Genomic DNA, 24,653 nt, shown 5'->3' with positions numbered 1-24,653 from the left:
CCGTCTTATAGTTTATCGACACATTGTCCTTAATAATTCACCTTTTCTCTTTACGATTATATTACAAAAACATGAGTTTTCTCAGACATTGTACGACTTTGTCTTTAATATTTAAATTTGGACATCAAAAGGATACAAAAAATTGCTATATTATCTCTGAGGTGACTATCATGATCAATAATTTAATCATTACATTTATGACAGCTTCTTTACTCATAACATCTATCCCAGTTACAGATCAGTTAACGTATGAACTTAAAGAATCTGCCATAGAAATCAAGAAAACAGAAACATTTAAAAAGACATATGCAAATGTCAACATCATAAACCCGTATGCGACAAATGGTTTTCTTCTATTTAGTTTTTTAGAAAACAAACAGCTCAAATATGGCTTTATAAACCTCAATGATGGACACATCATTGAACCAGTCTATGACAATGTATCACAGTATGGTTTATATTATTACAATCTTTTTATGGACGACTTTCAAGCTGTCGAAAAAGATGGCAAATGGGGCTACATTAATGGACAAGGTCAAGTTGTCATAGATTTTACTTATGATGATGCTTATGAGTTTTCAGATGGTTTTGCTATCGTAAAGAAAAAGAGCAAATACGGCATCATCGACAAAAAGAATCAAATCGTTTTACCTATTGACTATGAGACGATTGCTCCATTACAGGAAGGCTTTTATAACATACAGTCAGGTGATGACACAGGTGTTTATCATACAGAAAACGGACTTATCATTGAGCCAAAGCATCACTTGGTCATGTCCTATGACAATCTGATTGTTGCAGAAGACAAGAACAAAACAATCTTATACAACGCAAAAGGAAAAGTATTGAAGACCTATAAACAGTCGTCTTTTAACAACTCTTATAACATGGTAACTGTATTGCCAATCAACGAAGAATCACATGAACCACCATATGTAATCATTTATAATCAAGAAGACAAAAATGGCGCAGATATTTTTGATAATGGCCAGATAAAAGAATGGGCAAAACCTATATACGACTCTCTGTATTATGACAAAAGACGTCTTCATTTTTCCGATTATAAAAAAATGATTGATGGCACAATAAACTTAGAAGGGGACGTTAAAAAGTCTTCTTATGACTATGAAAAATTGCCACTTATCAATGGCATGAGAATGATTTATAAAGACAGTGGTGTAGGCTTTGAAGACGATTCTGGTAAGACAGTCATAGCCCCTATTTACCAACATGGTAGCGATTATGATGCAAATGGCTATACAATTATGACTAAAGATAATGGGCAAAATGTTGTCTTTGATAAAAAAGGACAAGTTGTACTCAATCTTGAAGAAGCTTATATTGAGCCAATATATGACTACTCACTATCAGAACCTATCATTAATAAACGCTTCTATAGGGTTCTAAATGAAGAAGGGATGACAATCTTTGATATCATAAAAAAAGATTACATCACCAAGTCTTATGAGGATATTGAGCTGTATGAAGACCATTTCATCGTTTATCATCAAAATCAATCGGGCCTTCTTACCTTGGACGGAATAATTCTAGTAGATTTAAAGGACAACTTCATTTATGAAGAATACGAAGACGGTTATTTTGTAGAATCTAAAAACAATCAGTATTACTTAACCGATTTAAAAGGCAATAGACTTCACAAGAACAACTACGATAGAATCAGTGGTATCAACGAATATGATAAAAGACAGGTTTATATTGGTAATAAAGTAACAGTCACTGACAGAGATGGACTGATTATTTTAGAAGGGCTTTATGATCAAATCTTCTTTATTGGTAACAACTACGTCATGACAGTATCAAAGCAAAATAGTATGACCACATTTGAAATTAAATCTCTAAATTAAAATGAAAATCCAGGCTAAAAAGCCTGGAATTTTTTATACTTTGAAGAACTTAATAGCTTCATTGAGTTCATTTGATAACTCTGACAATCTAGTAGATGCTTCAACAACATGCTCCATAGCACTGTTTTGTTCTACAACTGCTGCTGATGCTTCTTCAGTTGATGCCGCATTTTCTTCTGCAATTGCAGACAATGACTGAATTGCATCAAGGATTTCTACCTTCTTATCTGACATCTGTACACCAGATTCGTTAAGCTGGTCGACTGATTCTACTGCAATGGTTACCGCTTCATTGATCTCTGTGTACTTAGTTGATGTTTCTTCAACGCTCTTAACTTGTTCTTCTAGAATAACACCAACCTTCTTAATGGTCTCCATGGCCATAGAAGATACACTTACAAGTTCTTGAATAACTTCATCGATCTGTTGAGTCGATGCAGTAGACTGTTCAGCTAACTTTCTGATTTCATCTGCAACAACAGCAAAACCTCTACCATGTTCACCAGCTCTTGCTGCCTCAATGGATGCATTTAAGGCCAAGAGATTTGTTTGCTCTGCAATCGATGCAATCACACTTGATGCGTCACCGATTTTAACAGTAGACTCATCCGTCTTTCTAATCACATCAAATACTTCCTTAGTCGCCTCATCAGTATCCTTGGTCTTAGCAGATAGCTCTTCAATAATGGTTAAACCCTCTGTAACTAGACTGTTCATATGGTTTGAAGCTGAAGTCAAGGTTTCTAAATATGCCTTATTCTCTTCTACCAAATCACCAATCTCTGATGTTTTAATAGCACCATCTTCTGTTCTTTCAGCTTGTTCAGTCGCACCTTTTGCAATTTCTTCAATCGTAGCTGATACCTCAGAAGATGAACGAGCCACTCTGTCTGATGTGTTCTCTAACTTTTCACTTGCTTCTGATACATCAGAAGACGATCGAACAATCTCTCCAATTAAATTAGAAATATGAGACTGCATCTTATTAAATGCTCTGGCTAGTTCACCGATTTCATCTCTTCTCTTTGTTCTAACTTCAGGAACCTTATTAGAGAAGTCACCTTCTGAAAGTACAAGCGCAAAAGACGTCGCTTCTTGAATAAGCTGTACAATTCTTCTGATTGAAAAGAAGACGATACCTGAAAGTAGTAAACCACCTATAATAAAGATTGTAATAACAATGAAACTGAATCTGTTAAGTGATTCATAAGTTTCTTCTTCATTTACAAGTTGGACCACATGCCATCCTGTAATGTCCATCTCTTTAGTTTTTAAGATATATTCTTCATCCTGATACATGATCTCCTCTGTAACAGATTCGCCACCCATCATATTACCAGCATGTTGACCAACACCTTCTAACTCACTGATTTGAGTCCCAACTAAGTTTTCATCAGCTGCATAAATAATTGAACCATCAGCCCCTACTAACATAGCAAGACCTTTTTCACCGATTACTGCTGATTCCATAATCTCTGGAATAGTCTCTAAAGACACGTCTGCTGATATGTAACCAAAAGTTTTACCAGCATCATCTCTTACTGCATAGATTGCAGATACCAGTAAAGTACCTGTAGAGCTTTCTACATATGTAGATGTGAAACCAACATCAGTTGTTGCATTGGCAATGGCATGCCAAGGTCTAGAAGTTGTTTCATAATCGGTATCCGATATAAAACCTGTATTGTCTAGAAAGAAATTGGCTCTGTCATTGGCTATCCATACAAAGATAAGCTTGTCATAAGCATCATTGTATTCAGTAATTGACTTTTGTACTTGAGGATAAAACCTATGTGTTGTAATTTGGCTGTGTCTGTCCACTTCCTGTAAGTAAGTTCTTATGTTTTGGTCGTGAGCAGCTTGTAAAACAACTTGTTTGGATATAGCGAATATTTCAGAAATATCCTTAACGGCAATATCCGTTTTTAATTGTAACTCTGATTGGGTATTCTTTCTTAGATCATTACTTGTCGTTGTAAAAATATAGCCACCTAAGATGGCAAATATTAATATAATTGACGACAGAGTAATGAGGGTCATATTCACGAGTAGTGACCTTTTTTTCTGATTCATACGAGACTCCTTTTGACATAAAATTAACAATATTTAATACAATTATAACCTCCTGACGACTGGTCGTCAATGAAATGCACCTAAGTTCTAAGCCAGTATTTCCAATTGATTACCAATTTATGCTTCATTGTGTGAAATAAAAGTTATAAAAAATATTACTATATTTTTATACCCTTTTACATCAAATAAAATCAAAAAAGAACCAATTATTCAATTGGTCCAATTTCAATTTCCGGCATGCCCATATAGCCTGCTGCTATTTCATATTCATCAAAGACAATCACTAAATTGCCGTCTTTAATATAAAAGTTTTGATCTGATTCGACACCCTTAAAATCTTCTATAAAAAATGACTCGCCTTGTTGGTTTCTAAGTGTCATGTCCTCTATTATAAGCGCATTTAATGCATCTATATCTGGATAGATATCATCTAATGTCAGCTGCTTATTATCGTCTAAATCGATGTTATAAATAATAGATGTCGCATAGCCACTGGCGCCAACTGTAAAGGTTATCACTTGAAAAGATATATAAGATTCTGTCTGCTCTATTAATCTAAAACTTTGCTGAACATTAACAGGAATCTTAGAAACAAAACCATGTTGACTACTTTCTATATCTTCAACTGCCTTATCATAGACTGTCATGGCCCTATCCATCAGTAATTGATTGATGGCTTCTTGCAACGCCTTATCCTCTAAACCTTCTAATTTTGGAATAGAAATGTCTACATCCGCATTGTCACTGATAACAAGTCTGTTAAAGGTAAGCACTTGAACAAGGTTTCCTATAAGAGGGATGTCTGATAGTCTTTCAGCATAAGATAAGTTCAGATTCAAGATGCCTGAAACTAGAACAATCAAACTTGCCGCCACCACGCCAGTTCTTTTCATGTATATTCTACGACGCTTTCTATGGAAGTTCTTTTTTATACGGTTTAAACTGAAATCATCTACTTGAATATCCATTATCTCTATCTTTTGATCAATAGTCATCTAATACTCCTTTCATTTTCTCTCTCAGTTGCTTCTTGCTTTGAAAAATGTAATTACTGACCGCTTTTACAGGTAGTGATAATTTTAAAGCAATCTCATTTGGTTTCAACTGATAGAAAAATCGTAAAATAAATATCTCTTTACTGGGTTCTTTAAAAAGCGCCACATGCTTATAGACCTCTGCCATGACATACTTCTGATGAAGCTTTTCTTCAAAACCATCATCGACATAGTCATCTTCTAAAGGCAAGTTAGAAATTTTCTTTATTTTTCTTAAACGATCAATAGCACGGCTTCTTGCCTGTAAACACAAATAAGTCTTTAAGCTACCTCTTTCTGGATTAAACTTATGAGGATGCATCCATAGTTGAATAAAAACATCGGATGTGATTTCTTCAATATCCTCTCTCGATCCAACACCATTTATAACACCATATACGACCTTGTAGACCAACTTACCATACATATTCATTATTTCATCATAAGCTTTTGTATCTCTGTTCTTAATTTTCTTATGTAATTCTGTATCTTTCATTTGACCTCCTTTCACATATAGTACGCATTAAATGGTAAAATGACTTAATTTTTTTGAGTTACTTGTAAATTTTTACTTTTTTATTTATTATGAAATCAGGAGGTTGTCATGGATTACAGCAAAATTGTAAGAGATATCATTAATTATATTGAAGATGATTTATATAGAGACTTTAGTCAAGAAACCATTTTAAAAGACATGCCCTTATCAAATTATCATTTGCATCACCTTTTCCAGTCCATTACTGGCTATACCCTGATGGAGTATGTGGATAGAAGGCGTATATCTGATCAAATGTATCGGTGGGCTGCTATGAATAAAAAGTTCTCTATAGCTGAGGCTGCATTAAAGTGTGATTATAAAAAGCCAAGGGCTTTTTTAAGACAACTTAAATCTTATTTTGATGTTTCTCCCAATCAATATTACAAATCTTTTACTGGCTATGAACTGTTCCCAAATTTCAACTTGTATAAATACTTAAATAATCCCGCACGGTCTAGTGTAGACATTGAAACTGAAATTGTAGAGTTAGATGAGTTCACGCTCTATGGTAGGTCAATCAACCTTAAACATGAAGATTATGCTGTTAACGCTGAAAAACAAAAATACAGCGTGGTGTCCAACTCTAGGTTTACAGATGCTCTGGAATATACCTATTTTACAGGCTCTAAAGATTCGATTCAAGGTGGTGAGAGATTATCAATCCCTAAAAGCAAGTATATCTGTTTTGAAGGTATATCAGATACCTGGTTTTATGAACAAGCGACCAGGTACCTATACAGCACTTACTTGATCAATGAATCCATAGATATCTCTACAGATCAAATTGATATCATTCAAGAGAATGACTTTAATGATACATATAATAAATACCATAAGGTTAAGATATACATACCACTAAAAAAACGACTGTAAAAGTCGTTTTTTTATGAAGTACTCTCAGAATAGATGCGGTCAAACATAGTGTCTGAAAGTACTTGATTGATAAATACTTCAACTATGGTTGGATCAAACTGTGAGCCAGAGTGCTTTCTTAATTCTCTAATAGCTTGATCCTTTGTAAGAGCAGCCTTATATGGCCTTTCACTCACCATAGCATCGTATGAATCTGCAATTGTAATAATCCTTGAATAAAGAGGTATTGAACCGGCCGTTAGACCTGCTGGATACCCTCCACCGTCGAAACGTTCATGGTGATGTCTAATGATAAGGGCAATCTCTTTCATATGATCAATGGAATCTAATATTCTATAACCTTTTTCTGCGTGTAGTTTCATCTGAACATACTCTTCATCTGAAAGTTTTCCAATCTTGTTAACCACCTTATCTTGAATGGCTACTTTTCCGATATCATGAAGTAGACCAGCAAGTTTCATTTCTTCAGCTTCCTTGTCACTTAAGTTAAGAGCCTTTGCCAGCTTAAAAGAATATTCAGAAACTCTTTTAGAATGGGCTTCTTCTCTAGGATTACTTTCATGAAGGGTACGCATCATGGTATTAATAATTTTAGATCGATAAGAAGGACCTGAAAACATCTTTCTTTTATGAAGCATATTTTCTGCAGCCTTAAGGCTTTCATCAATGGTCTTATCATTCTGAATCGCCCATCCAAGACTGATGGATATGCTGATTTGATCTAATCGTAAATGTTTTGATAAAGTTCTTATCTCATGAACTCTTTCTTTTATTTCTTTTTCCTCAGCTTCTTTGAATACCATAATAAACTCGTCACCTGAGCATCTGGCAAGAAAACTTTTTTCATCAGTAAACTCAGACAAAAATGAGGACACTTTTAAGAGTAAAGCATCACCTTTTTTAAGTCCAAGCGAATCATTGATGATTTTCAGGCCATCTACATCTATCAGAATAAAACCTAAGTTATCTGTATTGGCTTGAAAATAATCTCTTAAATAATGTCTGTTCCTAAGACCTGTCAGATGGTCGTGGTGCATGTAATAATCAATGGACCTATCTCTTAAGACATCATCCGTGATATCTCTAGCCAGTCCCAATACTTCTTCATGACATGACTTAGACAACCTCATTTCATAAAAGCGTATCTTATTATGTTTTAAAGAAAATCTAAAGGTAGATACTCTGTTGAACTCAATAGTTTCATCCAAGTACTTATAAGCAAGCCTCTTATTTTCTTTAACCAAGTCACCAAGCGTCTTACCAATCATATTCATGCCAGGTGCTTTAGACTTTAAAATGTGACCATCAAAAGAAAATGTAAAAATCAAATCAGGTATGGCCTTAAATAAGGCATTGTTTCTTTTCTTATTTTCAACCATATCACTGTTCATTTTAAGAATTCTTACTGCATGTTTTTTAAGTCGTCTCTGCTGAAAAATCATACCTGCAAGGATTAAAATAAATAGGACCATAAAAAGTATATGTATCGTTTTAAACTGGGCAACTACTTTTGAATAAAGCGTCTCGGTATAGCTAGTAAACCATTTGTCATATAAGGTCTGATAACGACCATCACGCTTTAGAATTTGAAGTTCCGCATTCATTCTATCAACTAAATCATGGTCTTCTGAAATCATGCCATAAGCCACTGAGTTAAAAGTGATGTCATTAGATCTTACGTTTAAATAGTGTCTGTCAGAAATCAAATAATGACCAACATCTTTGGGTAGAAGTGCATAATCATAAGTGCCATCTTCAACTAAGTCCAGTGCTTGACTGGGACCATCTGCATAATCCAGTTCTATTATGAGTCCTCTAAGCTTTTTGGGCAAATGACTGCCCCTTACCATTAAAAGCCTCTTCCCATTTAATGCTTCTATGCCATCTAAATGGTTGTCTAGACTTGAAAAGACTTCTTTTCTCGAATGGCCTAAACCACTGGAGAGATAATAGTCTCCATAAGGATATGAAGGCCCTACAAGTAAATCAATCTCATCATGATTTAACATGTCTTTTATTTTGTACCAATGGTCTACAACGAAGGTAACATTGTAACCTGAATTAGTAACCACTTCTGTCATTAAATCTACATAAAGTCCTTTAAGTTCTGATTTTTCTACATAAGAAAAAGGTGCTAAATCCACATCCAAACCAACTACAATGGTTTCCAAATCTGGATCAATCTTATGTTGCACCTCTAGCTGATGTGTCATTTCATCCGTCCCCAACAAAGTCTTGACACCAGAAAAAACTAGAACAACAATTACCAGCACCATGAAAATCATGGCACCATTTACCCTAAATCTCATTTTTCCCCCTTCACACATGGCTTATTTTACCATTGTAAAATATTGGAGTCAACATATTTTGTCGAATTTACGACATAATTCGATTGATACAGTTATAAGCTAATATTTTTATATATAATCTACCGAAAATAAAGAAGAGGCACTAAGCCTCCTCAAGATTATGAATTTCAATAATAAATTGTGTCTTTTCGTTACTTGTACATGAAATTTTTCCAAGTAGTATCTTTTCAACCATTTCTTTTACAATAGCTAGTCCAAGTCCACTGGTTTCTTTACTTACATCAATCTCAGAAAATGGCTTGAACAAGTCTTTAATCACCTCAGAATCAATCTCCATACCATCATCTTCAAATATAAGTTTATTGTCTTCATAGTAAATGCTTAAATGAGTTTCTTCACCACATCTTGTGAAAATACCATGAATCAAGAGTTCTATGATGACTTGAGAAAGTGTTCCAGGATATGTTTTTATCAGTATGTTCTCATCTACTCTAGTATCTACATGAAGGTTGTACTTTCTAATGTCATACTTAAGACCAGAAATAACGTGTTTGATATATAGATTTAGGTTGATTACATCAATTCTTTGATGGCCTTGATCACTTGCAATCTTCTTAAAGGATTTAATCAAGTTTGCAGCTTCCTCAATGTTTTTATGAACCAGACTGGTGCCCTCTTGAAGCTTATCAAGCGGCACCTTTTCATCAAGTTTTTCAATGACATAGTCAAGATACTCCGCTGCAGTTAAGGCCACATGAAGAGGCGTTGAGATTTCATGTGAAATGCTCGAAACCAATTTATTGGTCAAGTGATTCTTTTCATGTTCAATCAATAGGTCATGAGTCTTCTGAAGTTCATCAAGGCTGTCCTGAAGTTTTTCATGACTGTCTAAAAGAGTCAGGTCTTTTTCAATATTGTTCTTTAAAGCAACAAAGAGTTCAATCTGCTCTTTTGTATAGTCATTGACTTCACTGTCTAACATACACATGGTTCCAAAGGATTCACCGCCTGGCCATTTAAGTGGTAAGCCCAAATAGTTGATCATATTGGCTTTTACATCAGGGCTGTCTTCCCAGAAAGGATCTTCATTAGCATCTTTAACAAAGAGCATGTCGTCATTTCCCAGGACTGTTTCACAATAATGACCCACACCAATACTGGTGTGCTTGTTCTTAACAAAAAAGTTTTCTTCGTTAGATGATTTTGCATAAATCTCCAAATCATCCTCATGAAGTTTCATAATCAAGGCTGCTGGTATACCATACATCTGTACCGCCAAATCCAAGATTTCTTGCCATTTATCAGCAATTTCCTTTTCTAATGCATTTGCAAGCGGCTCATTTAACTTAACTTCTACACGTTCTTCTTTACCTCTAACTTTTAACTTTGGATTCATATGCGCTCCTATGCAAGTGCTTTCACAATGTCATGTAATTTATCCATTGTACAATCGGTTTTACTGATATAGCCATCTATGTTTTCTATTAATGAAAGATATTCTTCAGGGACATTGCCTGGCTGTCCTGAACGAATAAAAATTGATATCATGTCATCTGTATGGTTCTTATTGATATAGTCAATCACCTTGTATCCTGCATTGACAGTCTCCATAATCACATCTAAAAAAATCAACTTATACTTATTCTGCCCAATCATTTCAATGGCTGCTTTAGCTGAATCGGAATAAGAGACATTGACATCTATGCCCTCATACTCAAGTAATTGTAATGCTAATTTCGTTGATAAATATACGTCTTCCTCATCATCTACAACTAGTACTTCAATGTGTTTCATATGTCACCTCCACAGGCAAATACATTGTAAAGATTGTGCCTTCTTCCCCTGAACCACAATCAATTGTTCCCTTTAACACTCTTTCTACCAAATCTTTTACTATGGTCAAACCTAGACCCGAACCTTCAGTTTCCATATCGTATCTAACAAATGGTTCGAAGGCCTTGTCACAAGTTTCCTCTGTCATACCAACACCATTATCAGAAAAAGATAAGATAATTCCATCTTTTTCTGTTTTGGCTCTGATAACAATCTTCTTTTCTCTATCTTCTTTAAAAGCATGTAATGTCGCGTTTACAGTCAAGTTTAAAAGAACCTGAATCAAGGCATAGGTATATATTTTCACTTGCAACTTATCATCTATATCAAACTCAACAGATACCTTATGCTCCTGTAAATCGTATTTCATTGACATAATCACACTTTTAATAAAGGTTTCTAGATGAACCAAACTCTCCTTTTCTACATCCTTATCATCCGTTATCTGTTTAAAGGTCTTTAACATCTTAGATGCCTGATCTAAGTTCTTTTGAACTAGGCTTGCACCTTCTTTAAGCTTGTCATAGGATCCAGGACTTTTTTTAAGCACATAGTCCATGTAAGATGCTGTTGTAAGGGCTACACCTATTGGCGTCGATATTTCATGTGATATAGACGATACCAACTGATTGGTTAACTTATTTTTTTCAAAGTCAAGAATCATCCCCTGAGACCGTTTGATCTCCTCCATATTCTTTTCTAGCTGAATCTGCTTATGTAAAAGCTCCAGATCTTTTTCAATGGTGTCTCTAAAAGCACCTAAAAGTTTCTTCTGCCTGTCATCGTAGTATCTAGTTTTACTATCTAAAATGCAAATAGTACCAAAAACAGAGCCGTCTGGCCAGGAAATAGGTAAACCATAATATGATATCATCTGAAGCTTTACATCAGGGTTGTCTATCCATACCTTATCATCTAAAGCATTGGCTACATGTAAGGGTCTATTATGTCCAATAACCGTCTCGCAGTAAAGGCCTAAACCCAGTTCACACATCTCGCCCGATTCATATGGATTTCCCCTACTATTACTTTTAACCAGCACCTCTATGTCTTTTGGATGCAAACGCATAATTAAAGCCGATGGTACCTTATACATCTTACTGGCAATATCCAGTACCCCTTGCCATTTATCTATTAAATCCTCGTCAATTCGCCTATAAAATGGTGATATTTCAACTGACTTAAACTCATTACTTTCTCGCAATTTTACCATAACCTTCACAAATACCTCCCCATCAGTTGATATATACCCAGTATTCCCCAATAAATGCATGATAAAATGACAAAATAAGAACTCAGCACATCGAGTGCTTCCTTACTTATGAAAACCCAGTTTTCAAACCAATAAAAAAGCTTAGTTCTCGATCAACTAAGCTTTTTCAATACTATTTCAAAATAGGTAATTTAACATGAGAAGGGTATTTTTTACCATGATAAATCTTTTGGGTCGCTAATATAGGAGTCGGATCGTCATATGGATTGATACCTGTATTGGTATTAGGGAAGAACTCCATATAATTAGATGATGTGACATCAAATCTAATCTTATGGCCCTTCTTAAATACATAAGCATTAAAATACATTTCCATCTCAAACTTTTCTACTTTACCAGGCTCAAGTTTTTCAGGTTTATCAAAGCCATTTCTAAACTCAGCTCTAATAACATTGTCAGAAATCTTTCTTGCAATGCCTTTTTCATCAACATCAGATACCCTTACAATAAAGTCTGTATCCACTGCACTTGATGATGCATAGAATTCTGCATATACACTTCCTGCCATGGTCAAATCATCTTCTAAAACATCAGTATCATAACATAAGCAGTCTTGTCTAAGCTGAATATCATTACAGATATACGGCTCTACATGACCATCAGTACCAATTGGATTATGAGGATCATAAACATACTCATCATAGCCAGTTTTATCCTTAGCTTCTAAATCGGCCTTGCCATCTCCATTTAGCGAGTTCGCCTTGCCACCACTTGAGAAGTAGAAGTTCACTAACTCACTTTCAGCTGGATTCCAAGTATCTGATGTACGCCACTTATTTTCACCAACCACATAATACATGGCACGCGGCTGTTTGTTTTCACCATTTTCAATGCCTTTCAAGTAGTGGTCAAACCATCTAACGATTCTTGTATCAAAATCATAATCAATGGCATTGTCACCAAACTCAAGATCTCTACAATCTCTAAATGCATTCAGACCATGTGGCCATGCACCTAGTACAATTCTTCTGCCTGGTACATCATGTTCTTCTAAGAAACGCCATGTTTCTTGTACACCAAGAGCATCACCATCATACCAACCAGACATGATAAGCATTGGAATATTGATATTCTTTGCATGTAAAGTGTTATCAGAAAACTTCCAAAAGTCATCATAATAATAATGTTCTGCCCATCTAGACCAAGGTTTTGATTCTATACCCAAGGCTTGCCTTGGAATGTCTTTAAGAGGTCTCATTTTGCATACTTCTTCTGGCTTTGCGACAAGTCCTGCAAAAATGTCAAAGCTCACTCTATTTGCTACAGATTGAGCCAAAGTCCATGATAATAGCGGCCATGAACAAATAGTACCACCACGTCTAGCTGTATCATAAAATGGTGATCCCACATTAACTTCAGAAATAGCAGTCTTTAAGTTAGGATGACCACCCGTTGCAGCTGTAGTTGTTGTATAACCTAAATAAGATGCACCCCACATACCGATATTACCATCAGACCATTCCTGATCTTTAATCCAATCAAACAAATCATAAGCATCATCTCTTTCATGTGAGAAAACAATTAAATCACCTTCAGAGTTAGTTCTACCTCTTACATCCTGAACAACAACAGCATAGCCTCTGTTGATCCAGTGACTTGTTCTTTCATGACTTCTATCTTTACCATAACAAGTTCTGATAACAATAGCCGGTACTTTTTCATTAGATTTTCTCGGAAAAGGTAAAAAGACATCCGTTGCTAATTTAAAACCATCTCTTGTAGTTACAAACTGGTTACCCAGATAGTCAATACCATAATTTGCTGGTGATAGGTTGTCGTACTTAGAAAGTGGTGTCACTTTTTCATAACCTTCTTTTACTAAGATCTCCATTGTGCCTCTACCAGTCATAATAAATCCAATTACTTTATCATCACAAGTTAGAACATCAATATTCTGTCCAGAACGCATGCCTACTTCTAGTTTTCTTCTTGCCCAAAGCGTTGCTTTTAAGCCATCACTTTCTAGTACTTTATATTTATTATAATTTGCACCATTAGATAACTTGACTTTCTCCTCATGCCAACTTTCATTAGCATATGCATCTAAATTCTCAAAAATATTTTCTAAATTTGTTAGACATTTAAAATCTGTTGCTTCTTTGAGAGGAATTTCCTTTAACTGAACACGACTCTTTCTATCCATTGGTAAAACATCAACTTGCCTATCTGCAAAGACAATTTGACCATAGTAAACACCACCATGATACAGATTAAACTTCTGATTCTTTAAATAATTCTCCATTCTGTTACTCCTTTATCTACATAATAAATACAGTCCATCCCTAGCAACCATACCTTTTGTTATCCCCATTGATTTCCCTTTATCTGTTACAAAGCTTATCTCACAATCTAAAGCTTCCTCTAATGTAAATGCAGGCATGACAAATGCAGCTGCACCACTTTTGTTGACGCGTTCCTCATTCATAATTGCACACATGGCATAACCTAAATCACCTTTAATAAGATACATTTCACCCTTATCCTCATTGCCAGGTAAAATGGTCTTAAAAGCCAATAGTTTCTTATTATGAATTCTTATCTCTTCAATCTCCATTATATCTCACCAATCCTCAGACATCTTACAGTGTGTCCATCATCTATCTTAGTTATTTCAGGAAGTTCATTAAAACATTTATCTGTCGCATAAATACATCTAGGTGCAAATCTGCACGCCTGCGGCGGATTAATAGGCGAAGTGATTTCCCCCTTTAGAACGACTCTCTCCCTTTTATTTCTTATAGATGGTACTGGTATCGCAGATAATAGCGCCTTTGTATAAGGATGTTTAGGATTTAAAAACAACTGCTTAACAGAAGCCTTTTCTACCATCTCCCCTAAGTACATGACCATGATTTCATCTGAGAAATGCTTAACAACGCTTAAATCATGTGTGATAAAGACATAAGTGAGTCCCAGTCTCTCTTTCAAGTCGTTTAAAAGATTTAGAATTTGAGCTTGTATAGACACATCAAGCGCTGAAACAGGTTCGTCACACACAATAAAATCTGGATTTAGCGCTAGTGCTCTAGCAATACCAATTCTTTGCCTTCTACCACCATCTAACTCATGAGGATAAGCATTAATCAATCTCTCTGATAGGCCTACCATATTCATGAGTTCAAGTACTTTTTCACGTCTCTTAGCTTTATTCTTAATCACCTTATGAATAATCAAAGGTTCTTCAATCGTATCACTAACAGTCCTTCTAGGATTTAATGAAGCAAATGGGTCTTGGAAAATAATCTGTACACGTTCTCGCATATTCTTAAGCTCTTTGCCCTTTAATGTTGATATTTCGCGACCATCGAAATAGATTTCACCATCAGTTGCTTCGTGAAGTCTAGTTAACAGGCGTCCTGTTGTAGACTTACCGCAGCCAGATTCACCAACAATACCAAGTGTTTTTCCCTTTTCTATCGAAAAATCTAGATTATCCACAGCATGCAACATGCCCATAGGAGTAGGAAAATATTTTTTTAAGTTTTTTACTTCTACAAACTTAGACATACTTGACTACCTCCCTTGTTTGCAATAAGGATTCATAGATTAGACATTTTACTTGATGAGTGTCATTGATGGATGTCACCATAGGTCTTTTATTCTTGCATACCGGTTCTGCATATTTACATCTTGGGTGAAAATGACAACCCGTCGGTAAATGAGTTGGATCAGCTACATCACCTGTAATAGGCGATAACTTTTTCACATCTTTATCCAGACTTGGAATGGAGCCGAACAAGCCATTTGTATAAGGGTGACAGGGGTTATCGAATATATCTTCTAACGAGCCGCTCTCAATGATTTCACCTGCATACATGATGGCCACATGATCACAAGAATCTGCAACAACACCAAGATCGTGGGTAATCAACAACATGGCTGTATTAATTTGCTTTTGTAAATCCTTCATCATCTCGATAACTTGGGCTTGAATGGTCACATCTAGAGCAGTAGTAGGTTCATCCGCTATAAGAAGTGATGGCTTGCAGGCTAAGGCAATTGCAATAACGACCCTCTGTTTCATGCCACCTGAGAATTGATGAGGATATTCATCGTATCTTTCTTTTGGAATACCAACTCTTTCAAGCATTTCTTCACCTTCTATCCTGGCTTCTGCCCCCCCGCAATTCATATGTATCTGAATCACTTCTGCAATTTGATCGCCAATTGTTAATACTGGATTGAGACTTGTCATTGGGTCTTGAAATATCATGGATATTTTACCGCCACGAACAAGTCGCATTTGATCTTCACTTAAGGTAAGTATGTGATCTTTATCAAAGACAATATCTCCATCTACAATTTCTCCTGGAGGTGACTGTAACAGTCTTAATAAACTGAGTGCTGTTGTTGTTTTACCAGCACCAGTTTCACCTACAAGGCCCAGTGTCTCACCTCGGTTAATCTCAAAAGATATATCGTTAACTGCATGGACTGTACCTTCATCTGTAAAATACTTTACAGTCAAATTCTTTACATCTATTATATTCTCCAAATTGCCCCCTAACGTTTCATTTTTGGATCGAGTGCATCTCTTAGGCCATCACCAAGAAGAGTTAGAAGCACAACAACAATAACGATTGCAATACCTGGGAAGGCTGTTACATGCCATACATCCCTGATGAAGGCTTTTCCTGATGAAAGCATGGCTCCCCATTCTGGATTTGGTGGTTGAACACCAAGACCAAGAAAACTCATGGCTGAAATGCCCATAATACCACCCGCTACAGCCATAGCATATGAAGAGATCAAAGGACTGATTGCATTTGGAAGAATATGGACCAAAATTATTCGTAGGTCAGACGCTCCTAATACTTTAACAGCCTCAATAAACTCTTGATTTTTAACTTTCATGACCTGAACCCTTATCATTCTAGATGAAGATGGTATGCTAGATATACTCATAGCAATTATTAGGTTCATAAAGTTAGGTTCTAGTGCAGTAACAATCGTAATCATTAACAGCATGCCTGGTATAGCCAGTAATATATCCATCATTCGCATAAGTATTGTATCGAACAAGCCACCGTAGTAGCCAGCAACTGCGCCAATTGTAATTCCAATAAATGATGAAAATACAACCGTTAATATACCAGCAGATAATGAAAATCTCGAACCGTATAAAATTCTTGAAAATATGTCTCTTCCAAGCTCATCAGTGCCTAAAGCATGACCTTCTGCAGGAAACTGAAGTCTGGTTCTCATATCTGGTTCTACTACATCCGTATCGTAATCGATAAGAACAGGCGCAAGTATGGCTGTTAAAAATATCATGCCTAACAAAACCATAGCGATTACAGAAGATTTGTTTCTCTTCATTCGATGCCATGCATCTGCCCACAAGCTTTTTTTCTTAATTCTTTTTTCTTGATTTTTTGCAGCTATTTCCATCAGGCACCTACCTTTACAGCTTTTCTTTTCTTAACAAACTGTGATTTAATTCTAGGATCAATTACACCATAAGTTAAATCTGTTAATAAGTTCATCACTGCAATGATTATTGCTGTAATGAGAACACTTGCCATTATGGTAGGAACATCCTTTTGTCTTATTTGATTGACAATCAACTTGCCCAGACCATTAATGCCGAATACGGTTTCAATTAAAACCGATCCACCGAAAGAGCCAGCAATAGCCATACCGATACTTGTCACCATAGGTAAAAGTGCATTCTTTAGAGCATGCTTTCTTAGGATGGTCTTCTCTGATACCCCTTTTGCTCTGGCTGTGCGAATGTAATCTTGCCTAATAACGTCTAACATAGATGCTCTTGTTAATCTTGAATTTACTGCAATACCAGCAGCCGACATACATATAACAGGCATAATGATAGCGAGTGGTGTCTCCATACCATTAGCTGGTAACCATCCCAACTTAACAGAGAACAAGATTATTAGCATGAGCCCTAGCCAGAAGGATGGCATAGCTGCAATAACCAGTGAAAGAATCCTCATAACATCATCAAACATGGTATTTTGTTTAACTGCTAAGAGAATACCAAGTGGAATTGCACACAGCAGGGTAACAAAGAGTGATGTAAACGATAACAAGAGAGTTACAGGTAATCTTTGCAAGATCATATCAGATACTTGCTCCTTGGTAGAGTATGAAGTGCCTAGATCGCCTTGTAATACTCTACCTACGTACTTAACATATCTAATAACAATCGGGTCGTTTAGTCCCAACTGTTCTCTCATCAATTCAATTTCTTCTTTTTCAGCTTGTTGACCAAGTATCATTTGCGCCGGATCTCCCGGCGACAATGATAAAATAACAAATACAACAAATGTAACACCTAAAATTACCGGTATCATTTGAAATAGTCTTCCGACTATATATCTACTCATGAATCCTCCTAGTCTACTCTAAATAAGCTTTAGAAAAATCAAGTATACCTGAAGGTATAAATCCAACACCATGTAGATTTTTCTTCATGCCATAACAAGTCAAACCAGATGTTGTAGGTACCATAGAACATGCCTGACCTGCAAGTTCTTGTATATCTTTCAGAGCCTCAATCTTTTCATCATGATCCAGCGTTTCAACAGCAAGCTTGTGTAAACGATCCATTTCAGGGTCTAAGTAAAAGGCAATATTACTTTCTCCCCACGAAGATTCTGTATAGCAGTCAAGCATAGAAGCTACATCACCATTTGTATTACCCCATGAGCCGAATAAAAGTTCATAGTCTTGGTTAATGACTTTATCAAGAAAGACGCCAAATTCTAGGATTTCGATATTCATCTCAATGCCAACCTTCTTCAAATCAGCCTGTAACAACTCAATTCTTGCTGTATCTGAAGAATAGGCTGAACAAGTGATTGAGAGATTCTCATAACCGGCTTCCTTAAGAAGTGCTTTTGCCTTTTCTACATCATAAACAGGTACTGTATCTGCAGAATGATAACCTTCTACAAAATGAGGAACCATAGAATCTATCACTACAGCGTCGCCAGATAAGAGGGCCATTGACTCTTTATCAGTAGCAAATGCTACAGCTCTTCTAATAAGTTCATTATCAAATGGTGCCTTAGATGCATTCATGGCTATAAAGCCAGTATTTACGGTTTCTACCTTCTGAATCTTAATATCTTCATGCTCTTCAGCTCTTGGCTGATCCAAGTACTGAACCTTGTTGATAAAATCCGTCTCACCTGTTTCAAGAGCAATATACAAACTAGTTGCATCTTCTATATTTTTAAAAGTAATTGAATCTAGTTTTGCCTTCTCAAATGGATAGTCATCCCACTTTTTAATGACTACTTCCTGACCTGGAACAAAAGATACGAATTCAAATGGGCCTGAGCCGACAGGATGTTCCCAATACTTGTCTCCTTGTTCTTCCACCAATTTCTTAGGCACAACAACGATATTAGCCATGCCTCTCATAGTGTTATTTTCTGGATTTATCGTTACCATTTTTAAAGTTTTATCATCTACAATTGTGATATCTTTAATATTCTCTACAGAAGAAGCTGTCTGTGGAATATCGGCTAGTCTCAAAATGGAATATTGAACATCTTCTACCGTTACAGGCTCACCATTATGAAACATATAATCAGGATTTATAACGAGCTCATATGTATTTTCATCTAGTTGATCCCAAGAAGTCAAAACTTCTGGTTTCATTGAAAAAGTTTCGTCAAAATAAATTAGATTACTTAAAACCTGATACATAATTGTAGATGTATTTGTATAGTTTGCTATATTAACGTCCATTGTGTTTGTAATACCATTTAGTGTTACCCTTAAATCTTGTGCGACCTCAACTTTGTCTTCAGCATTTTGGCTAGTCGTACTCGTATTTTCTCCACCACCGCACGAAACTAAGATTAAACTCATAATCATCATTAATGCTAGTATTTTTTTCATTTTTCCCCCCGTATTAATTACCAAACTTCTTTAAAAACTCTCATCCAGTTACCACCAATGATTTTCTTTATCGCCTCCTCACTATAGCCTCTTGAAACAAGACCTCTTGTTATGTTTATAAAAGAACCATAGGTCTCTAATCCTTCAATGACTTCCGTTGAAGGACCATCACCCTTTTTAAAGCCCATGGTATGAGCAATTTTTTCTTTGAAGATTTTTAATGTTGGTAAGATATCAGTCATTGGCCAGTCAGTCCCTATACCAACATGATCTTCACCAACGAGATTCACCACATAGTCCACATGATCCAAGAAATGTTCTAATGTCGAATTCTTCGGATCCTCATGAATAAACCAAGGCATGTTAAAGATACCAATCACACCACCAGTTTCTGCTATGGCTTTAATTTCTTCATCACTCTTACATCTCATATGATGATAGACATTTTCCACACCAGTATGTGAAGCAATCACTGGTGTTTTTGAATATTTACAGGCATCTAAAGTTGTTTGCTTGTTACAGTGCCCTGTATCTACAACAATACCTAGCTCATTGAGTCTTTCTATAAACTTCTGACCGTATACCGATACACCTGATCCGTCAGGTTCACCACAGCCAGAAGCCACATAATTTTGATTATTATAAGTTAGTTGAACAACCCTTAAGCCATAGTTATATAGTGCATCCAATAACTTTAAGTCTTTGCCTAGACCAAGGGTTTCCTGACAAGAAACAATGCCTGCTTTTAAACCCTTTTTCTTTGCCTCTTCAATATGCTCAGCCTTAGTCGCTTTTACAAGCCAATCGAAGTGGTCAAATTGTCTTTCAATAGATCCTATAGAACCAATTATTTGACTCATATCCCCAAGGCCAAGTTGTCTATTACCTGCTGTTAAACCAGAGTCGTACCATTCCTGTTTAAACTCTGGTAAATCACCCTTTATTGCTAAGTCGATCAGTCTGCTACCGGAATATGAAACAAGGCCCATGTCATCACCAAACTTTTCTTCAGCTTCTTTTACTATTTGTTCTTCTATGTGCTTAGGTACTGCATAAGGTGACATTGGACCTTGAAAGAGCATGTCAATGACTATAGAATCGTCATGAATACGCTTTGCAAATACCTCTTCTTCTTCTGTTAGTTTAAAATCAAATAACTTCACTTTTATCCCCCTTCACTGTTTCATATACATAATTAGCTGCAACGATATCCTCAGATGCTAAACCTAAAGATTCAAACAAGGTAATTTCTTCAGATGAACTTCTTCCTGGATGTTTGCCTCCTATAACTTCACCAATTTCAGCAAGAATATGATTCTTATCTATCAAGTCCTCTTTGATCGGCATGATAATATCACCGGATTCATTAAGGGCAGATTCTCTAGAATCTGCAAAGACCTTAGCTTCTTTAATGGTTAAAGCATCAATCTCTCTAGCATCTGGTGTACAAGCACCTACTGCATTGATATGAACACCATCTGATAACCAGGCTCTTTTTATAATTGGTTCTCTAAGAACAGTTACAGTACAAACGATATCCGCTTTGAACACTGCCTCTTTGGCGTATTCAAAGGCTACAGTTTCAATATTTAAACTCATTGATAAGTCTCTAGCAACTTTCTTTGCAAACTCATAATGGCTATCCCATATCTGAATTCTTTTAATGTTTCTAATCTTGCAAATGGCCTTTGCATGTTGCCTACCTTGCAAACCAGCCCCTAATATAGACAGTATCGATGAATCTTTTCTTGCCAAAAGATCCGTTGCAACAGCAGATACTGCTGCAGTTCTTACTGCTGTAATAGCATCTGCATCTACTATTGAAAGCATCTCGCCTGTAGATCCATCAAATAATACAATGGATCCTTGATGCGACTTTAATCCCTTCTTTCCGTTTTCCGGAAAAACTGAAATTAATTTAGCTCCAAAAATATTTTTAGCCCCTATATGGCAAGGCATCAAACCAAAAACATTGTTAGCATTCAAATGAAGAGCTGTCCTAAGTGTCTGCTTTATTTCCCCTAGAGATACCAGTTCAAGCGTTTCCTCCATCAGCTTTCTAGTATTATCTTCATGAAGAATATCACTGACTTGTTTCTCATTTATGATTAACATTTATCCTCCTACCTAAAATTTTATCATGCGCACTAAAAAATTTTTATGTTTTGTTCATTATAATTTTATTGTTTATAATTTGTCAATAATATTCTGACAATTTATCAAATTATTTTTTATTACCAATAACTTTTTTTTAGTTTCTTCACAAGAGCTAATTAAATATGTTATGATAAATGTGATTACCGTTCACACAAAGGAGTATTAGGAATATGAAGTCAATTAAAGATGAAATTAAAACATTTGAGAATATAGTGAAAGCAATCGCTGCTCAATTTGGAAGCAGTTGTGAAGTAGTCATGCATGATTTTTCAGATGGTTATGAAAACAGTATAAAGCTTGTAGAAAACGGCCATGTAACAGGCAGAAAAGTCGGTTCTTCCATCACCAATATGGGTCTTGAAAAACTGAATGAAGATTCTAAAGAATTACAAGTCAATGGTGGTATTCATAACTACACAACCATGACAAAAGACGGTAAGACACTTCGATCTTCTTCTGCTATGATCCAAGATGATGAAGGCAATATCATCGGTTCTTTATGTATTAACTTTGATATGACTGATTTTATACATGCTGCAAATACACTCAATAATTTCTCGCAAGCTGCATCGCCTAAAGTTGAAAACGAAGTTTTTGTAAACGATGTCAACGAACTTCTTGATACATCACTTAAAGAATGTGTGGAATATGTAGGTAAACCAGTACCTCTAATGAATAAGGAAGACAAGGTAAAGGCTATTTCTTATTTAGATAAAAAAGGTGTCTTCTTAATCACTAAATCAGGCAACAAGGTTTGTGACTTGTTTGGCATCTCAAAGTACACACTTTACAGCTACCTAGATGAAGTTAGAAAATAAAGCTTCAGGAGACTCAGTCTCTTGGAGCTTTTCTTATGGCATACAATTTTCCTAAATTCTGTTTCACTAATTTGTCCAACCTTTCTTCATAAAATAATTTTAGCTATGGTAAACATTTATCTGAATAATTTTAGCTAATTTGACTAAATAGCCATTTTGTTTTACACTTTAGCTAAGGAGGTGGATAAATGAAAATTACAGCCACAGATGTCAAAAACTCATTTGGTAAGTACCTGCAATACGCACTAGACGGCCATGAAGTTATCATCACAAAGAATGGTAGGTCTGTTGCTCAAATAGCTAAACTGTCAGACGATTATATCAGAGAGGAAGAAGCTCTTTATGTCGCCAACAAAAAAATGTCTTATGAAGAATTTATTCTTTTTACCGAAGAAAGCGACTTTAGGTATGAACTCATTGATGGGGAAGTCTTTATGCTTGCTTCACCAAGCTTTGAACACCAAGATATTTCCATTAAGCTATCAGCTAAGTTTCTTGAGTTCCTAAAAGATCACAAGTGTGGTATATACAATGCACCATTAGATATTCGTCTTAAAAGAGATGAAAATGACCAAAACACCAGCGTCGTACAACCAGACATTATGGTCATATGTGATAAAGAAAATAGAGTAGACGGTAAGTACATGGGTATACCAGAACTGGTCATTGAGATTCTTTCACCTTCTACTAGGTCTAAAGATATGCTTAAAAAACTAGACTTATATACTTTTACTGGTATTAAAGAATACTGGGTAGTTGATCCTGATCAAAACTTAATCTTCATTTACTACTTTGAAGATTCTAAAATACTTAAAACAAACTCCTTTAAGAAACCTGAAATACTTGAGTCTTTTCTATATCCAGATTTCAAAATTGATTTAAGCCAGGTCTTCTAAGAATAAGTCTAAAGTGCTATACTTACTTTTGGAGGGCGTTATGGAAAAAAGACAGTTAGGGAAAACAGGTTTAGAAGTAACAAGTGTTGGTTTTGGTGGTATTCCAATTCAAAGAGTTGACCAAGACCAAGTTATCAAAATTGTAGCTGAAATGGAACGTGTCGGTATTAACTTCATTGACACTGCAAGAGGTTATACCGTTTCAGAAGGTTTTTTAGGGAATGCCTTAAAAGGTAAAAGAGACAAGTTCATCTTAGCAACCAAATCAATGGCCAAAGATTATGAGGCTATGAAAGAAGAAGTTGAAACTTCTTTAAAGAATTTACAAACCGATTACATTGAACTTTATCAATTACATCTTGTAAAAGATATGGACGACTACAACCACGTTATGGGACCAAATGGTGCTTATCGAGCTCTTGTTGAAGCTAAAGAAGCTGGTAAAATTGGTCATATCGGTATCACAGCTCACAGTGTAGATTTAATGATGGCTCTTGTAGACGACATGCCTTTTGAAACAATCCAGTTTCCATACAATCTTGTAGAAAGACAAGCTGAAGAACTATTTGAAAAAGCAGGCAAAAGAGGCATTGGTATCATTTGCATGAAGCCAATTGCTGGTGGTGCTATAACAAATGGTACCTTAAGTATCAAGTACATCTTACAAAATAAAAATGTTTCAGCAGTTATTCCAGGTATGGAAAAAGTAGATGAAGTCTATCAAAATGCTCAGGTAGCCAACGGCAACTATGTCTTTACTGAAAAAGAAAAAACTGAAGCTGATAAAATCGTTGAAGAGCTTCATGGTAACTTCTGTAGAAGATGTGGTTACTGTTTGCCGTGTACGCAAGGCATTAATATTCCATCAATGTTTATAGCAGAAGGCTATTTAACAAGATACAAAATGACAGAATATGCAACCAAGTATTATGCTAAACAAGCTGTTAAAGCAGGTGCATGCATTGAGTGTGGTGAATGTATGAGCAAGTGTCCATATCATCTACCTATCATAGAAAAAATGAAGCAAGTTAAAGAAGTATTTGGTGAATAAATATTACTCTTAAACTTATAACAGAGTGTGATTAAATCGCACTCTTATTTTTTTGACTACA

The 24,653-nt window shown here is 35.7% G+C and carries 21 protein-coding genes; 5 read left to right on the top strand and 16 right to left on the bottom strand.

Annotation, left to right across the window (positions count from 1 at the left end; all coding sequences use genetic code 11):
- The first annotated feature begins 170 nt into the window (after positions 1-170).
- The gene (locus EZV73_RS05840) at positions 171-1,865 is read left to right on the top strand and encodes a WG repeat-containing protein (RefSeq protein ID WP_240839213.1); all 1,695 of its coding nucleotides are present in this window, start codon (positions 171-173) and stop codon (positions 1,863-1,865) included.
- Positions 1,866-1,898: 33 nt separating this feature from the next.
- Here EZV73_RS05840 and EZV73_RS05835 read toward each other — a convergent pair whose 3' ends face one another.
- The 3 genes from EZV73_RS05835 to EZV73_RS05825 form a co-directional block, all read right to left on the bottom strand.
- Positions 1,899-3,938 carry a methyl-accepting chemotaxis protein gene (locus EZV73_RS05835; protein ID WP_240839211.1) on the bottom strand — a complete coding sequence of 680 codons (2,040 nt, stop codon included), beginning with the start codon at positions 3,936-3,938 and terminating at the stop codon, positions 1,899-1,901.
- A 206-nt stretch (positions 3,939-4,144) separates the two neighbouring features.
- Positions 4,145-4,933, bottom strand: coding sequence for a DUF3298 and DUF4163 domain-containing protein (locus EZV73_RS05830; RefSeq protein ID WP_240839209.1), 789 nt, complete (start codon positions 4,931-4,933; stop codon positions 4,145-4,147).
- Positions 4,923-5,468, bottom strand: coding sequence for a sigma-70 family RNA polymerase sigma factor (locus EZV73_RS05825; protein ID WP_240839207.1), 546 nt, complete (start codon positions 5,466-5,468; stop codon positions 4,923-4,925). Before EZV73_RS05825 ends, EZV73_RS05830 begins: the two co-directional genes overlap by 11 nt.
- Before the next feature lie 108 nt (positions 5,469-5,576).
- Between EZV73_RS05825 and EZV73_RS05820 the strand changes: the two genes are divergently transcribed.
- Positions 5,577-6,383, top strand: a complete 807-nt coding sequence (locus EZV73_RS05820; protein ID WP_240839206.1) for an AraC family transcriptional regulator — start codon at positions 5,577-5,579, stop codon at positions 6,381-6,383.
- 11 nt (positions 6,384-6,394) lie between these two features.
- Here EZV73_RS05820 and EZV73_RS05815 read toward each other — a convergent pair whose 3' ends face one another.
- The 13 genes from EZV73_RS05815 to EZV73_RS05755 all read right to left on the bottom strand — a co-directional run bounded on the left by EZV73_RS05815 (position 6,395) and on the right by EZV73_RS05755 (position 21,785).
- The gene (locus EZV73_RS05815; RefSeq protein WP_240839204.1) at positions 6,395-8,692 is read right to left on the bottom strand and encodes an HD domain-containing phosphohydrolase; all 2,298 of its coding nucleotides are present in this window, start codon (positions 8,690-8,692) and stop codon (positions 6,395-6,397) included.
- A 142-nt stretch (positions 8,693-8,834) separates the two neighbouring features.
- Positions 8,835-10,088 (bottom strand): GAF domain-containing sensor histidine kinase, encoded by a 1,254-nt coding sequence (locus tag EZV73_RS05810; RefSeq protein ID WP_240839202.1) that lies wholly within the window; start codon positions 10,086-10,088, stop codon positions 8,835-8,837.
- 8 nt (positions 10,089-10,096) lie between these two features.
- Positions 10,097-10,486, bottom strand: a complete 390-nt coding sequence (locus tag EZV73_RS05805; protein ID WP_240839200.1) for a response regulator — start codon at positions 10,484-10,486, stop codon at positions 10,097-10,099.
- Complete coding sequence (locus EZV73_RS05800) at positions 10,473-11,738, bottom strand: GAF domain-containing sensor histidine kinase (protein ID WP_240839326.1); 1,266 nt, start codon at positions 11,736-11,738, stop codon at positions 10,473-10,475. The genes EZV73_RS05805 and EZV73_RS05800 overlap by 14 nt, the downstream gene beginning before the upstream one ends.
- Positions 11,739-11,910: 172 nt before the next feature.
- Positions 11,911-14,040, bottom strand: a complete 2,130-nt coding sequence (locus EZV73_RS05795) for a CocE/NonD family hydrolase (protein ID WP_240839198.1) — start codon at positions 14,038-14,040, stop codon at positions 11,911-11,913.
- A gap of 12 nt (positions 14,041-14,052) precedes the next feature.
- The gene (locus EZV73_RS05790; protein WP_240839197.1) at positions 14,053-14,352 is read right to left on the bottom strand and encodes a hypothetical protein; all 300 of its coding nucleotides are present in this window, start codon (positions 14,350-14,352) and stop codon (positions 14,053-14,055) included.
- Positions 14,352-15,305: an ABC transporter ATP-binding protein gene (locus tag EZV73_RS05785; RefSeq protein ID WP_240839195.1), complete on the bottom strand. Its 954-nt coding sequence runs from the start codon at positions 15,303-15,305 to the stop codon at positions 14,352-14,354. Before EZV73_RS05785 ends, EZV73_RS05790 begins: the two co-directional genes overlap by 1 nt.
- Entirely contained in the window at positions 15,298-16,293 is a 996-nt protein-coding gene (locus EZV73_RS05780; protein WP_240839193.1) for an ABC transporter ATP-binding protein, read from the bottom strand. Before EZV73_RS05780 ends, EZV73_RS05785 begins: the two co-directional genes overlap by 8 nt.
- A gap of 8 nt (positions 16,294-16,301) precedes the next feature.
- Entirely contained in the window at positions 16,302-17,189 is an 888-nt protein-coding gene (locus tag EZV73_RS05775; protein WP_240839191.1) for an ABC transporter permease, read from the bottom strand.
- A complete protein-coding gene (locus tag EZV73_RS05770) occupies positions 17,189-18,145 on the bottom strand; it encodes an ABC transporter permease (protein ID WP_240839189.1) in 957 nt (318 codons plus the stop codon). The genes EZV73_RS05775 and EZV73_RS05770 overlap by 1 nt, the downstream gene beginning before the upstream one ends.
- A 13-nt stretch (positions 18,146-18,158) precedes the next feature.
- Positions 18,159-19,670: an ABC transporter substrate-binding protein gene (locus tag EZV73_RS05765; protein WP_240839187.1), complete on the bottom strand. Its 1,512-nt coding sequence runs from the start codon at positions 19,668-19,670 to the stop codon at positions 18,159-18,161.
- 17 nt (positions 19,671-19,687) lie between these two features.
- A complete protein-coding gene (locus EZV73_RS05760; RefSeq protein ID WP_240839186.1) occupies positions 19,688-20,833 on the bottom strand; it encodes a membrane dipeptidase in 1,146 nt (381 codons plus the stop codon).
- Positions 20,820-21,785, bottom strand: coding sequence for an ornithine cyclodeaminase family protein (locus EZV73_RS05755; protein ID WP_240839184.1), 966 nt, complete (start codon positions 21,783-21,785; stop codon positions 20,820-20,822). Before EZV73_RS05755 ends, EZV73_RS05760 begins: the two co-directional genes overlap by 14 nt.
- A gap of 212 nt (positions 21,786-21,997) precedes the next feature.
- On the opposite strand from EZV73_RS05755, the gene EZV73_RS05750 reads away from it, so the two are divergent.
- The 3 genes from EZV73_RS05750 (at position 21,998) to EZV73_RS05740 (ending at position 24,592) form a co-directional block, all read left to right on the top strand.
- A complete protein-coding gene (locus EZV73_RS05750; RefSeq protein ID WP_240839182.1) occupies positions 21,998-22,645 on the top strand; it encodes a transcriptional regulator in 648 nt (215 codons plus the stop codon).
- 188 nt (positions 22,646-22,833) lie between these two features.
- Positions 22,834-23,541, top strand: coding sequence for a type II toxin-antitoxin system prevent-host-death family antitoxin (locus tag EZV73_RS05745; protein WP_240839180.1), 708 nt, complete (start codon positions 22,834-22,836; stop codon positions 23,539-23,541).
- Positions 23,542-23,581: 40 nt separating this feature from the next.
- The gene (locus tag EZV73_RS05740; RefSeq protein ID WP_240839178.1) at positions 23,582-24,592 is read left to right on the top strand and encodes an aldo/keto reductase; all 1,011 of its coding nucleotides are present in this window, start codon (positions 23,582-23,584) and stop codon (positions 24,590-24,592) included.
- The last annotated feature ends 61 nt before the right edge of the window (positions 24,593-24,653 follow it).

It is taken from the genome of Acidaminobacter sp. JC074 (genome assembly GCF_022496765.1).
Taxonomy (GTDB): Bacteria; Bacillota; Clostridia; order Peptostreptococcales; family Acidaminobacteraceae; genus JABXKX01.
The sequence above is the reverse complement of the archived record's forward strand: the minus strand, read 5'-3'. Positions and strand labels throughout refer to the sequence as shown.